This is a genomic window from Arcanobacterium hippocoleae (assembly GCF_040360365.1).
Lineage (GTDB): Bacteria > Actinomycetota > Actinomycetes > Actinomycetales > Actinomycetaceae > Arcanobacterium_A > Arcanobacterium_A hippocoleae_A.
This window is the reverse complement of record NZ_CP136412.1, coordinates 553,633-566,709: the sequence shown is the minus strand read 5'-3', so window position 1 is coordinate 566,709 and position 13,077 is coordinate 553,633. Positions and strand designations below refer to the sequence as shown.

14 protein-coding genes and 2 pseudogenes are annotated in these 13,077 nt (G+C 48.1%); 12 read left to right on the top strand and 4 right to left on the bottom strand.

Annotated features, from left to right (window positions below; all coding sequences use genetic code 11):
* Positions 1–317: 317 nt before the first annotated feature.
* The 3 genes from RQN30_RS02965 (at position 318) to RQN30_RS02955 (ending at position 1,274) form a co-directional block, all read left to right on the top strand.
* The gene (locus RQN30_RS02965; RefSeq protein ID WP_353061187.1) at positions 318–641 is read left to right on the top strand and encodes a hypothetical protein; all 324 of its coding nucleotides are present in this window, start codon (positions 318–320) and stop codon (positions 639–641) included.
* Positions 642–744: 103 nt separating this feature from the next.
* Positions 745–1,140: a hypothetical protein gene (locus RQN30_RS02960; protein WP_353061186.1), complete on the top strand. Its 396-nt coding sequence runs from the start codon at positions 745–747 to the stop codon at positions 1,138–1,140.
* Positions 1,137–1,274, top strand: a complete 138-nt coding sequence (locus RQN30_RS02955) for a hypothetical protein (protein WP_353061185.1) — start codon at positions 1,137–1,139, stop codon at positions 1,272–1,274. Before RQN30_RS02960 ends, RQN30_RS02955 begins: the two co-directional genes overlap by 4 nt.
* Before the next feature lie 165 nt (positions 1,275–1,439).
* Here RQN30_RS02955 and RQN30_RS02950 read toward each other — a convergent pair whose 3' ends face one another.
* Both RQN30_RS02950 and RQN30_RS02945 read right to left on the bottom strand, forming a co-directional pair.
* On the bottom strand, positions 1,440–2,111 hold the full coding sequence (locus RQN30_RS02950) for a response regulator transcription factor (RefSeq protein WP_353061184.1): 672 nt from the start codon (positions 2,109–2,111) through the stop codon (positions 1,440–1,442).
* Entirely contained in the window at positions 2,104–3,234 is a 1,131-nt protein-coding gene (locus RQN30_RS02945; RefSeq protein WP_353061183.1) for a sensor histidine kinase, read from the bottom strand. Before RQN30_RS02945 ends, RQN30_RS02950 begins: the two co-directional genes overlap by 8 nt.
* A gap of 153 nt (positions 3,235–3,387) precedes the next feature.
* Here RQN30_RS02945 and RQN30_RS02940 point away from each other — a divergent pair, with 153 nt between their 5' ends.
* Entirely contained in the window at positions 3,388–3,630 is a 243-nt protein-coding gene (locus RQN30_RS02940; RefSeq protein ID WP_353061182.1) for a hypothetical protein, read from the top strand.
* 704 nt (positions 3,631–4,334) lie between these two features.
* Here the strand turns inward: RQN30_RS02940 and RQN30_RS02935 are convergent.
* Both RQN30_RS02935 and RQN30_RS02930 read right to left on the bottom strand, forming a co-directional pair.
* Positions 4,335–5,693 (bottom strand): MFS transporter, encoded by a 1,359-nt coding sequence (locus RQN30_RS02935; protein ID WP_353061181.1) that lies wholly within the window; start codon positions 5,691–5,693, stop codon positions 4,335–4,337.
* A gap of 534 nt (positions 5,694–6,227) precedes the next feature.
* A complete protein-coding gene (locus tag RQN30_RS02930) occupies positions 6,228–7,043 on the bottom strand; it encodes a YwiC-like family protein (protein WP_353061180.1) in 816 nt (271 codons plus the stop codon).
* 180 nt (positions 7,044–7,223) lie between these two features.
* Between RQN30_RS02930 and pyrH the strand changes: the two are divergent.
* The 8 genes and pseudogenes from pyrH to RQN30_RS02890 all read left to right on the top strand — a co-directional run bounded on the left by pyrH (position 7,224) and on the right by RQN30_RS02890 (position 13,064).
* Positions 7,224–7,964: pseudogene (pyrH, locus tag RQN30_RS02925) on the top strand (UMP kinase).
* A 171-nt stretch (positions 7,965–8,135) separates the two neighbouring features.
* Positions 8,136–8,693, top strand: coding sequence for a ribosome recycling factor (gene frr / locus RQN30_RS02920; RefSeq protein ID WP_353061179.1), 558 nt, complete (start codon positions 8,136–8,138; stop codon positions 8,691–8,693).
* 378 nt (positions 8,694–9,071) lie between these two features.
* Entirely contained in the window at positions 9,072–9,638 is a 567-nt protein-coding gene (locus RQN30_RS02915) for a phosphatidate cytidylyltransferase (protein WP_353061178.1), read from the top strand.
* Positions 9,639–9,744: 106 nt separating this feature from the next.
* Positions 9,745–11,027: pseudogene (gene rlmN / locus RQN30_RS02910) on the top strand (dual-specificity RNA methyltransferase RlmN).
* Entirely contained in the window at positions 11,024–11,278 is a 255-nt protein-coding gene (locus tag RQN30_RS02905; RefSeq protein ID WP_353061177.1) for a DivIVA domain-containing protein, read from the top strand. Before rlmN ends, RQN30_RS02905 begins: the two are co-directional and overlap by 4 nt.
* Entirely contained in the window at positions 11,278–11,583 is a 306-nt protein-coding gene (locus RQN30_RS02900) for a DivIVA domain-containing protein (RefSeq protein ID WP_353061176.1), read from the top strand. Before RQN30_RS02905 ends, RQN30_RS02900 begins: the two co-directional genes overlap by 1 nt.
* A 6-nt stretch (positions 11,584–11,589) precedes the next feature.
* On the top strand, positions 11,590–12,801 hold the full coding sequence (gene dxr, locus RQN30_RS02895) for a 1-deoxy-D-xylulose-5-phosphate reductoisomerase (protein WP_353061175.1): 1,212 nt from the start codon (positions 11,590–11,592) through the stop codon (positions 12,799–12,801).
* Positions 12,798–13,064 (top strand): site-2 protease family protein, encoded by a 267-nt coding sequence (locus RQN30_RS02890; RefSeq protein ID WP_353061174.1) that lies wholly within the window; start codon positions 12,798–12,800, stop codon positions 13,062–13,064. Before dxr ends, RQN30_RS02890 begins: the two co-directional genes overlap by 4 nt.
* Positions 13,065–13,077 lie beyond the last annotated feature (13 nt).

Here is a 13,077-nt window from a genome sequence, read left to right as displayed (position 1 = left end):
TTGCACCAATTTTTATCATTAGCTATCTCCTGCTGGTCGCTGTTATATCTTTACTTGAATATTACATGCTAGTACTCACCGACGGGCGTATCTGGCTAATGGCATTACCCGTTCCGCTAATTCTATCTATCGGGTTTGGGCTTCGAGAAAGAAATGGTAAATAATTCGGCTATTCCCGAGACTGTGCTGCTTCGGCTAGACAGGGAGGAATAACAATTACTACACACAGGGCGCGGCTGTCACTGATGCTGGAGTAAGCATTAACGGCACTTTTACACTCAGGAAGATTTAGCGAAGCGTTTGAACATGCAATTTTATTGGCAGGTGAGCAGCATTCCGGAGTGATTACTCGAGCGGTTATTGCTGCTGCGGGTATCTATTTCATTCCGGGTATTGGAGAAATCGCAATTACAGTCACGGAGGCTATTTTAATAGCTGGCGGAACCGTCGCGGTGGGTACATGGCAGTGGAGCATAATATCTTCATGGTTTGCTGATTATCACTCTCAAAAGATAGCTAGAATCAGAGTATCTGTTCCATCATCGCTGCGCAAAGCTAACGGAGACGTAGATTTGAGTAAGTTCACCATTAAACTGAAAAAACGCGTAAGGGAAGAAAGCCTTAAATGGCTGGAAAATTGACAAGGCACTGTAGGATACGGTGATGAGAAATGGAAGTTAAAGAACAAATAAGGCAAGCGGATTGTTTCGTTAGAGGAGCACGATGAGATGCTAGGTGACTAACATGACTCAGGATCAATTTTCTGGAATACCAAAAGAATTTGCGAGTCGCATGGAAGTGCTCATAGAAGCAGATTCTTGGCATGTGCTGGATTTCATCCCGTTTCAGCCGCAAGGCGCTGATTTCCTCAAATACGAGCGGTTTCTTGAAACAAGCGACTACGTGAAGGATTTTGCAGAGCGGATTTGTTTTATCACTTTAACGCTCGTGTCTGAATATGAAGCAGAGGCAATATGTCTCACCGAGAGTGAAGCATTCTTCGAGATATCCCCCGAGCTGAAGCCATTTGCGAATCTTCGCCACTTGCTTTATGAGCAGCTCTACGCGATTATTCGTGACGTGATTGTACATGAGCTTTCATCTGTGCAGATTTTTTCGCTAAGCAAGATGTGCTGGTGAGCATTGATGGTGCACTGCAGGTAGCGCTCTACAATGCCAGAGGCGAATTCCTGCACACAGTGAATCTGCTCGCGCAGCGCAACGGTTTGTTCGTCAAACATCACGGCAGCGATGGAAAAGTCACGCTGCTCTAAATCCCGACCGGAATGATTTCATCGATAGTGACGATTCGGCGGGGTTTGGTGGTGAATTTTTCTTCATAGTGTTCAGCGGCTTATTTGCAGTGAAAATGGGGATATGGCGCACTTGTGTTGTTAAGGGGTAATGATGGCGGCAAGATTCTTGTGGCGCTTTTAAGGCTATTGTGTGATACCGGCTTTGATGGCGGTGATGGCGAGTTCGCCTCTGGTTGCACAGCCGGTATGGGTGAGGATATCAGAGACGTAGGAGCGCACTGTTGCTTCTCTAAGCCCAGTCTGCCGGGCAATGTTTTTGTTCGCGAGGGCTTTCAGCAGCAGGCGGAACGTGGGGCGCAGGTGCTCCGGCAGAGTGTCTACTGCGGTAATAAAGTTTGCGTATTGTTCTCGGTTTTGTTGGTTTTGTGCGTAGGAGGCAGTGAGAATTTCGGTGGGTCTGGGTGCCATCACCTGCTGGCCGGAATTGGCTTTCCGGATTAGCTGGGCGAGTTCGGGGGCGGGAATGTCTTTGGTGAGGAATCCGCGCACGCCAGCTCCGATGGCTTGCCCAAGGGATTCTTCGTGTTCAAACGCGGTGAGCATAATCATCGTAATGCCTGGTTGTTCGCGGCTGATTCGGCGGGCAGCTTCAATCCCGCTCATTACCGGCATATCCACATCTAGCAGTGCCACGTCCACTCGGTGCAATGCCAGCTGATCGAACACCTCGGCACCGTTGACGGCTGTTGCCATCACCCGCAGGCCTTCCTGAGCGTCCAGCAGGCGGGCGAGTCCGTCACGAATAATCTGATCATCGTCAGCAATCAGGAGACGTATTTCTTGTTCATTACTCATTGCTTTGCTCTTTCGTATCTTGATTGTTGGCAGGGATAGTAATGTAAATCAGCCACTGGTCTCCCAGATTGCTTGCGTCCATGGTGCCGCCCTCGCCGCGGATCCTGCTCCCAAGGTTTGCTAGACCGTAGCCGCTGCTCATTCCGGGAGTTACCGGGGTGTCTGCGACTTCGTTGCTTAGCGAAATCGCGAGTACTCCTGGTTCGGCATCAGTGTCGATTACGAGGTTTGCTACAGAATCGGCGGGCGCGTATTTCAAAATGTTCGCAGCGCACTCTCGTACTGCTAGTGCCCCAGTGAGGTGTTGTTGGCGTGTTAGAGCATTATCGAGATCGTCTGGAATAACAGTGTCGAGTGTGATACGGCGGGTTTTCAACATCTGTGCCGCCTGCCATACAACCTGGGATAGGGGTGCCTTGCTAGCTGCGGTATCAATTGAGATGATTATCGGGCGGATTCGCCGCGAGGCTTCCGTGGCTGCTGCTACCAGCGGGCTGAGCTCACCGCTCAGTTCTGGGTGATGGGTAGCCACGTCTTGGGCGAGTATGGCTACGTGGGCCAAGTCTTTTGCTGTCGTATCATGCAATTGGTGCGCCAGCTCACGCCGCGTCTGCATGGCGGCCTCAGCTGCTGCCTGGCGTTCCTGTTCTGCTATCAGGCGTAGAGCCAGGATCCAACGAAGTGTGAGCCCCACAAGCAATACTACGAGAGTGGTGATGAGAGAGTTGAATATTTGTAGCGGAGGCACAGGACTCAGCGTTGTAGATACTGTCCAATCGAGGATAATCACCAAAGTGGCAGGAACAATCCATGAGCGCATCAGCCACATCACGAGCACTGCTAAAAGCCCGAAATTGAACGGGCCATAACTATCGATAAGGCCGACCCAGGTGAAAGCGAGAATGCAGCTGAGATAAACAAATTCGAAGAGTTGAAACCAACTGGCCAATACGAGCATCAACGTCACGATTAACTCGCCAGCGAGAAAACTGCCAGTGATCCCTGTCTCGTCAATAAACGCCTTTCCCACATCGAGCACGAGCGATATCAAAGCTGTCACGCAATAGACGGCTGGCTGCATTACCGCAGAACGAGTGTAGCTCGGAAACAAAAACTTAATCATCGCTAAAATTTTATTATATCCAGCGCGTACCGAGACGCTGGTACCGACGAATGTCGGTATATCTGACCGACATTCGTCGGTACCAGAAGCTCTAGCGCTGTAGATAACTTAAAAGGGTCCACTCAGGTACCAACTAGCCAATGAAGGAGAAAAATGAGAAATTTTAGCAATTGGGCTGAAAACCATGTGTGGAGTTTTGCGCTTGTATTAACGGTTGTCTTTTCCCCGGTGATTATCTGGGGAGCATGGGACACGATTGACAATTTTGAATCAATCTTGATTCGTATCGTCATGGGTGCCGGAATCGTCGCCGTAACGTATATCGGTGCAGGTTTGCTGCTCATGTGGAACCGTTGGACACAGCGCAAATATCGCGAAAAGGGAATTATCAAGTAACTAAGTTATGTGAGAAGCAGTGAGAGTTGGAATCGCCATTCCAGCTCCCGCTGCTTTGTTATCCTGTTATTTCCGCGCTAAATTCCCCTCTAGCCGCTTAAGCAGGAGACGCCGGAGGTCTTATGTTTCTCCCCGCTAAGCCCGAGCCGATATAAAAGTATCTGTATTACTTATTTTCCATTTACCGCTGGCTCGCCCGAAACCCAGACCATTTCAGTGTAAGCTGCGCGGCGAAAGGTATCCGGTAGAACCATTCTCATTTTTGACAGTTCTGCTTAAAACATCGGCCAGTTCTATATACGGTAGGGGTATAGAGGTATTTTTGACAAGTCCGATGTAACTCAGAACATTGAACAAAAGCTGAACAGAATTTAGCTTAATCAACTTATTTATCAAAACCGGTTGGTACTGTCGAAAAATACGGTACCAACCATTCGGATTAGCGGATAAAGTCTGGAGTGTTATTTCGGCTGATCCGATTCGCTATGTGATGATGCCCCGGCGGAGATTAACAGGGAATTTAAATCCGGCACACTCATCCTCGGTATTGACTACCTCGGAGTGTGTGCCGATGAAAATGTGTGCGGATAGGTGTCGGATGCGGTTGATAGAAGTCGTTGATGTCTCCCCGTGAAACGGCTGCACATTGTGCTGGAAAGGTATTGCGGCGAGAACGTTTTCGGGGAGCAAGAAAAGCGACGGTATTATCCGTTCTGTGAATGGGCCGTCTTTTCACGCCAAAATACAATAGAAATTACCAAAGCAATTACGGTAATTATGGCAATTACTCCGAACGCAGCGTAAATTCCGAAATACCATCCGTCCGGTGAAGTGCCGTAGGTGCTTTGCACGCTGAAGAAAACAGCTGTTACGAGTGCATTCCCAATTGCAGTTGCCATCCGCTGCCCGGTTTGTAAAATACCGCCGGCGGTACCGCCATGTGCTTTGGGTACGTCGAGCATTGCCTGGGTTTGGTTGGCTGGGCCCATCGTGCCCTGCCCTGCGCCCATAATTATCATTGGAACAGTAATCCACCAATATGAAACTCCATATAGCGTTATCCAGATTGCGCCGGCGGTGCCAAGTATTCCAAGTATGATCAGTACCAGTGCAAAAACCTGCATTCCTCGGCCATGCTGGTAGGAGTATCTTCCTGCGAGCACAGAGGCGATACCTGATGCAGCCGCATCGAAAAAAGTGATTAGCCCAACATGTAACGCGTCTATTTCAAGTGCTCCGTGCAGGAAGATTGCAAGAATCGCAAAAATTGATGTCGTACCAAGAAATTGGATTGTCACAATTGAAGCGGAATAGGCGTAGGTGCGAATTTTGAATAGCTTCAAATTTACCATTGGGAATCTGCCGCGTTTCGCATAGTTTTTCTCCCAGCTCACCCAGAGTGCGGCAAGTCCGAACCCTGCCCCGACGACAGCCCATTTCCATACTGGTGCTTCCGTGACGAATGGAAGCATGATTCCGAGTACGGAAAATGCAAGCAGCAGCATTCCCACTGGATCTATATCAATTTTTTCTTTCTTTTTCCGTAAATATGGGTGTGTGCCGGATTCGGTTTCCTGTGCTTCGTATGCAAGCTGATTTTCAGATTTATGTTTTCCAACTGTGCGTCGTTCTTTTCCGAATGGAAGCCAACGAAAGGCAAGAATAATCGCAACTAAACCGATTGGCATGTTGATTGCGAAAGATAAACGCCAGCCAAGTTCGGCTCCGAAACTTGAGATTAAAGCGCCGGAGAGAATTGGCCCAATCGCGACGGAAATCGAAATTACCAGACCAATTAGCGAAAATGCTTTCGCACGTGCATTGCCGGAAAAATATTCAAGAATCAGTCCGGTGGTTTGCGGGGAGAGAAGACCGGAACCGAGACCTTGAATTAACCGCATAATATTCAGCATGAGCGCATTTGTCGAAAGACCGACTAAGAGGGAGGCAAGGGTAAAAATCGATAATCCAACTACAAATAGTGTGGAGCGTCCGTAGATATCGCCGAGTCTGCCAGACGGTACAAGAAAGATCCCAATCGACAGTGAGTACCCGGCAAGCACCCATTGAATATCTGAATTTGAAGCGCCAATCGCCCCTGAATGATTGAAAGAATGTTATTTACCGACGAAACTTGCATCAACGTCATAAGAAGCGGCACAAGAAGAACTGCAAGGAGTTTGTTCCGGTCATAGATGCGTTCAGATCCCGGAACGTGAATATAACGCGGATTTTTCAGATCATTTCCGTGCGGACTGGTTTCAACGTTCGCCGTTGAAAGTGCTGTGTCCGATTTTGCTTGCAATGATTTCTCGTTCGTCATATTTTCGCTAACCGTTCTTAACTTCTCTTCTTAACTTCTCTGGAAAAATTAAACCGCACAGGCACTAAGAAAATCTTATGCGCTGTACGGAGGATGATACAGTCGATAATTTATTTAGTTTAATCTTAAAGAATTTGAAAAGGTTGGCGTTAGCTAATCAACTTTCAAATATGTCACATATTTATTTTTATCAGGGAGTGAGAACGGCTGTGAGTTTTCTTAATTTATCTTCCGCCGAATGCTGATTTGCGGCTTCAATTTCACAATAAAATATTTACAGATAGCACAGCAATGCAATAAAAAGCGCGAGCGAAATTGCAAATTCACCGAAGCCAATAGTTTTTGCACTTAAATAACAACGGCGACGGCTATAAATCGGCACACAAATTGCACGGAAAAGAATTAATAACCAAATTAGAATCAGTACCGTCGAAAATATTGTGACCGAATCAAACGCGATTAAAAGCGTACAAGTAAGCGTGAAAGACAGTGCGTGGAAAACTATTGAAGCGGCAAGCCACCCATTCGATTTTCGTTCCCGAATGTTCGTTTTCACATAGAAAACAGTGCCGAGAAAATATCCGGTTACAATCGCAGCGGAAATCCATATCTGGGCTGAAAGACTGCCAGGATTGGAAGAATTCACGCCCAGCTGCGCAGAAACAGGAAGCATGAGACATGCTGCTGTAACCGTCGCTAAATCATTGGCAATTCCGCGCTCGCGCCGATTCCATGCAGCCCAAATTGTGATTCCGATTAAAGGTGCGAAAACCGGCACCCAAATCAGCAGGTAGAGATGTGCAGACAAAACAAGCAATCCGCTGCCGGCAGAAATCACTCCATAGATAATCAGCGGCTTTTTCCCGCGTCGGAACCGAGTTTTTAAACATAACATTCCAGCAAAGAAAGCGAAATATCCTGCCCACCAGAAAATCCACAATGCGAAGTGCTGCCAACGAAATCCGGCAAGACCGTCATAAAAAGTTCCAAGTAAAATCGGAATAGTAATCATTGCCCAAGCGCCATGATAATTTGGAAACCAACCAAGCGCACTAAGCGAACGAAGTGATTTACGGCGTTTCTTCGGCATTGAACTCGGCATAAGCCTGAGTTTATTGGAAATATTCATGCGCTACAATTTCAATGGAAGTCAGGTTTGCTCTTGACCTGTTTTCGCCAGAGTTGTTTTGCTCCTCTGGGAGGGCAACCATAAACATGGCAAACCGGAAAAATGAAATCAAATAAAAAGCTTATACGACGGAGGAACAAAATGGCCGACAGCTTGGTTCTTGGAGATTTTAATCGCGATAATCGGCGCCGAGTACTGCTAAAACTTTCGGGAGAGGTATTTGGAGGCGGATCCGTCGGGCTTGATACACAGGTACTTACGCGCACAGCAGCAGAAATCGCTGCGGCAGTAAAAGAGGGCGTGCAAGTCGGAATTGTTGTCGGCGGGGAAATTTTTCCGCGGTGCAACACTCCAGGAAAACGGGATGGATCGGGCACGTGCGGACTATATGGGAATGCTCGGTACTGTTATTAATTCCGTTGCGCTTCAAGATTTTCTTGAACGTGCCGGTGTCCCTACTCGTGTCCAGACGGCAATCGCTATGGGGCAAGTTGCTGAGGCATATATTCCGCTTCGTGCAATCCGTCACTTTGAAAAAGGACGTGTGGTTATTTTGGTGCCGGCGCCGGTATGCCCTTCTTCTCCACAGACACAGTTTCCGCTCAGCGGGCGCTTGAACTTCACTGTGATGAACTGCTTGTGGGGAAGAACGGTGTTGATGGTGTGTACACTGCAGATCCGCGCCAGGATCCTGCAGCGGTAAAACTTGATTCACTCACCTATGATGAAGCGCTGCAAAACGGTTTGCGGGTAGTTGACGCTGCAGCATTCTCTCTATGCAAAGACAATGGTATGACGATGCGCGTCTTTGGAATGACGCAGCAAGGGAATATCACTAGCGCTTTGCGCGGCGAAAAAATCGGCACATTAGTGACAAACTAAGCAATTTGGTTCAATTTCAGCTTCAAGCAAGCTAACTTAATCTGCTTTCTTGCACTAGACTAGAGAGTAATTGCATTTGTGAGCTGGGTACGTTCTCATGTCGCTGCACGTACACATTTGCGCAAGTGAAACTGAATACATCAAGAAACTGCGAACGAAAAGAGAAAGATAATGATTGATGACGTAATGCTGGAAGCAGAAGCGAAAATGGAAAAGGCGATTGGCGTAGCACGCAATGAATTTTCGAAGATTCGCTCCGGCCGTGCAAATCCTGAGCTTTTCACCTCCCTGTTAGTTGATTACTATGGCGCTCCAACACCGCTCCAACAGCTTGCCACAGTTTCGATTCCCGAAGCACGAACAGTTTTAATTTCCCCTTATGACCGCAGCGCGATGAAAGATATTCAGCGTGCAATTCAAGAATCTGATCTTGGTGTGAATCCAACTGATGATGGTCAAGTGCTGCGAATCAATATGCCGGTGCTCACCGAAGAACGCCGTCGCGATTATGTGAAGCTCGCAAAAACGAAAGCGGAAGAAGCCCGTATTTCTGTCCGCGGTGTGCGCCGGAAAGCAAAAGATGAACTGGATAAAATTAAGAAAGACGGCGCAGCTGGTGAGGATGAAGTCGATCGTGCGGAAAAAGATCTTGAATCTTTGACGAAGAAGCATACCGATTTGATTGATTCGATTCTTGAATCAAAGGAAAAAGAACTCCTCGAGATGTGAGACGCAATACTTCGGGTATAATTGCCGTGCGTATTGAATGTTCACATACCAAATCGTTTTAGAGAAGACTAATGACGCCGTCTGATAACGCGAATAAAGTACCATTTATTTCGAGTCGGTTTGCCCCGCATCCGCCGGTACCGCCGGTCGATTCAAAGTCACGGGCAGGAAGAAACCTCCCGGCAGCGTTAATAACAGCAGCTATCTTGCTTGTGATTGTAGCGCTCTCAGTGATTTTTATATCGAAATTTTTGCGGTGCTTGCTGCAGTTGCGCTTGTAATTGCAATTTGGGAATTTGCTGGGGCAGTGCTTGCACGCAATATCCGAATCCCGTTTGTCACTTTAAGTGTTTCCATAATTGTGATGGTCGTAATGACGTGGGAATTTGGAATTGGCGCTGGTTTTTGGTGTATCTGCTTGCAAGTGCGCTTGCCCTCGGAGTTACGAAATACTACCTGGGCGAGAATTTGAAATCCGGAATAGTTGGTGCTTTCGGTCTTGCCTGGATTGGTTTATCTGGAATATTTGCAATCAGTATGGCGTGTCTTCCGGAAGCTCCGCAGCTGATTACAGCACTCATTATGCTTCCGGTAGCAAATGATACTGGCGGTTGGTGCGCCGGAATTCTTTTCGGTAAGCATTCGATGGCTCCCAAGATTTCACCGAAGAAATCATGGGAAGGGTTTGCAGGTTCAATGTTTCTCACCTTGGTTACCGCGTATTTTACCGTTGGATTGCTGAGCGGATTGAGCTGGCATTGGGTGCTGCTTGCTGGCGTACTGACCCCGTTCCTTGCCACGGCAGGCGATTTTGCTGAATCAATGATAAAACGTGACTTGGGAATTAAAGATATGGGTTCGATTTTTCCTGGGCATGGGGGATGCTTGACCGGCTCGATTCAATCATTTTTTGCGCGCCGACCTTCTATTTCCTCTTTGGACTAGCTACAGGGGCAATCTAAGTTAGCTGTGCAAAGCTGAGTGTTTTGTTTAATTTTCAACTTGGATTACACTTTCCACATCTACTTTCTTGGAGAGGATTTAGATATCAATGAAAAAGCAGGTGCGTCCGCGCGTTGAGTCTGGTTCGCGTCCGGTTCTGAGCTTTACGGAAAAACGTACGGGAAAAGCTCCGAATCATTTAATCGATCTAGATTTACCAGCCCGCAAGGAACTGCTGCAAAGCTTTGGATATCCTGCGTTTCGTGCTGACCAGCTATCACGGCATTATTTTGAGCATCTGACGGTAGATGCGAGCCAGATGACTGACCTTCCCGCGGGGCAGCGTGCAGATATTTGCGAAAAAGTTTTCCCCGGCTTGTAACGAAAGTACGGGATCAAATTGCCGACGGCGGGAAAACGATTAAAACACTCTGGCGTTTGTTTGATGGCGTAGTTGTGGAATCAGTGTTGATGAAGTATCCAGACCGCGCTACGCTCTGTATTTCTTCACAGGCTGGCTGCGGTATGGCATGCCCGTTTTGTGCGACAGGGCAAGGCGGGCTTACGCGGAATCTTTCAACTGCCGAAATTATTGAGCAGCTGCGGAAAAGTATGATTAGTGCCGCCGCGGGAGATTTGGGTGAACCAGTGCGGATTTCGAACGTCGTCTTTATGGGGATGGGAGAACCGATGGCAAATTACAAATCCGTTATTGGTGCGCTGCATCGGATGATTGATCCTGCTCCGGCGGGTTTCGGAATGTCAGCACGAAATATCACAGTTTCCACTGTTGGTTTAGTACCGGCGATTGATCAGCTTGCTGCTGAAAGATTACCGGTAACCTTAGCTGTATCATTGCATACACCGGATGATGCGCTGCGTGATGATTTAATTCCAATCAATTCACGGTTTAAAGTTCAGGAATTGCTGGATGCGGCACGGCGTTATTTTGTGCAAACCGGCAGACGCGTATCGATTGAATATGCCTTGATTAAGGATATGAATGATCATAAATGGCGTGCCCAGCTGCTTGCGCATGAACTGAATTCGCGCGGCCGCGGATGGGCGCATGTGAATCCGATTCCGCTCAATCCGACTCCCGGATCAATTTGGACGGCAGCTACAAAGTCCGCTTCGGATACGTTCGTGCAGACACTGCTGGATGCAGGGATTTCGACGACGGTTCGCGATACCCGCGGATCCGATATTGATGGTGCCTGCGGGCAGCTTGCCGCTGAAGCGGTAGACCGGCAGCGTGTAGCGAAACGTGCTGCGAAAGCACAGGCAGCGGTTGAAGCAGCAATCGCGAGCCATCGGAAAGAGCCCGAAAATTTGAGTAAACTTTTAGCAGAAGAATCACTAAAAACCGCAAACCAAAAGGAGACGCGATGAGCGCACATACTTTTTCCGGTGCTGGGACGTTCAAATCTGGATATCACCGCAAGCAGGTTGATGCTTTTTTCGACCGGGCGAAACAAGCCTACCGAGATAATGCGCAAGAATTCGACGGAAATGTATTGTCTGAAGAAGATATTCGTTCAATAGCTTTCAAATGGGTGCGCAACGGTTATAAGGCGAGTGAGGTTGACGGTGCGCTTGACCGTCTTGAACGTGCTTTTTACAGCGTGAACGCGCACAAGTAATGTCCGGGGCAGGCGAAGCTGCCTGGCTTGACCGCACATATGCGCAGGCGGCATCGCTTTATCCGCGAATGCTTCGCCCAAATGGTGAGCGTTTTCAGGATGCGAAATCTGCAGGTTATTCGAAAGCAGAAGTAGACGCATTTCTTGACCGTATCGCCGGCTATTTCGATGGGAAAGTGCAGCTTACTTCGAAAGAAGTACGTGACGTTGTATTTAAAAATGCTGCAAAAGAAAAAGCTTATGATGAAGCTGTGGTTGATGTTTACCTCGACCGTGTAATTTCAGTGCTTATTGCAGTGGAGTGATTAGATATGAGAGAAGTTATTATTCTCGGCTCTACGGGTTCTATCGGTACGCAGGCATTAGAGGTAATCGCTGCCAATCGTGATAGATATAAAGTGAAAGCGCTGGCTGCAGGCGGTGCACAGTTAAAATTGCTTGCACAGCAAGCTGCAGCGTTTGGGGCTGAAGTTGTATCAATTTCCCGGATGGGGTGTGAGGATGAATTTCTCGAAATCTGGCAGGCGCTTTTTCCTGCCATGAACCCGCCGCAAATATTGGCAGGTGCCGAATCGGCTGCAGCAACGGCAGCGCTTGGCGGCAGTGCGTCGATAGTGCTGAATGGGATTACTGGATCAGTCGGTCTCGGACCGACGCTTAGTGCGCTCAAATCCGGATCCGCACTGGCATTAGCTAATAAAGAATCTTTAGTTGCCGGCGGAGTCTTAGTTAAAAATGCAATGCGCAGGCCGGGGCAAATTGTGCCGGTGGATTCGGAGCATTCAGCGATTGCGCAGGTGCTGTGCGCCGGGCGTCATCATCGCGGGCTTACTGTGCCGCAAATCGATGGTACGAGTGAAGTTGCGAAGATTATTTTGACTGCATCGGGCGGGCCGTTCCGCGGGAAGAAACGCGGTGATCTTGCTCAGGTTACATTACAGCAGGCGCTGAATCATCCGACTTGGGAGATGGGGCCCGTCGTAACAATAAATTCTGCAACTCTTTTTAACAAAGCGCTTGAGCTAATTGAGGCCGTCTATCTTTTTGAAATTGATCCGGAAGATATTGTTCCTGTTGTTCACCCGCAATCAGTTGTGCATTCGATGGTTCAATTTTGTGATGGATCGACGATTGCGCAGGCATCTCCGCCTGATATGAAGCTGCCAATTGCACTTGGCCTTTCGTGGCCGGAGCGGTTAACTGAAGTTTCCCGGCCCTGTGATTGGAGTACTGCTGCAAGCTGGGAATTTATGCCGCTTGATCACCAAACTTTCCCGGCGATTAAGCTTGCACGCGCAGCACTGCAAGCCTCTCCGCTGCATCCGGCGGTGATGAATGCAGCGAATGAAGAATGTGTGTCTGCTTTCTTAAAGCAAAATTTGCGTTATCTTGAAATTATGGAAATCGTTGAAAGAGTGCTTGAGAATTTTACTTATGCGGGTGAAGTCTCGCTGCAGAGCGTGGCAGCAGCTGAAGCTTGGGCACGCGCTTATACTCACGAACTTATCGGAGAAAACTCTTGAGCATTCTTGGAATTTTATTTTTTATTGTTGGTTTGCTGATATCTGTTGCGCTGCATGAATTGGGACATTTGATTCCGGCAAAAAGATTCGGTGTGAAAGTTTCGCAGTATTTTGTCGGATTTGGTCCGACGATTTTTTCGCGGATTTACCGCGGTACGGAATACGGAATGAAATGGATTTTGCTTGGCGGTTATGTGCGTTTATGCGGCATGCTGGCTCCGGCGAAATCCGGTACTCAAATATTTAAAAAGATGGTTCGCTGACAACCGCTGAAGA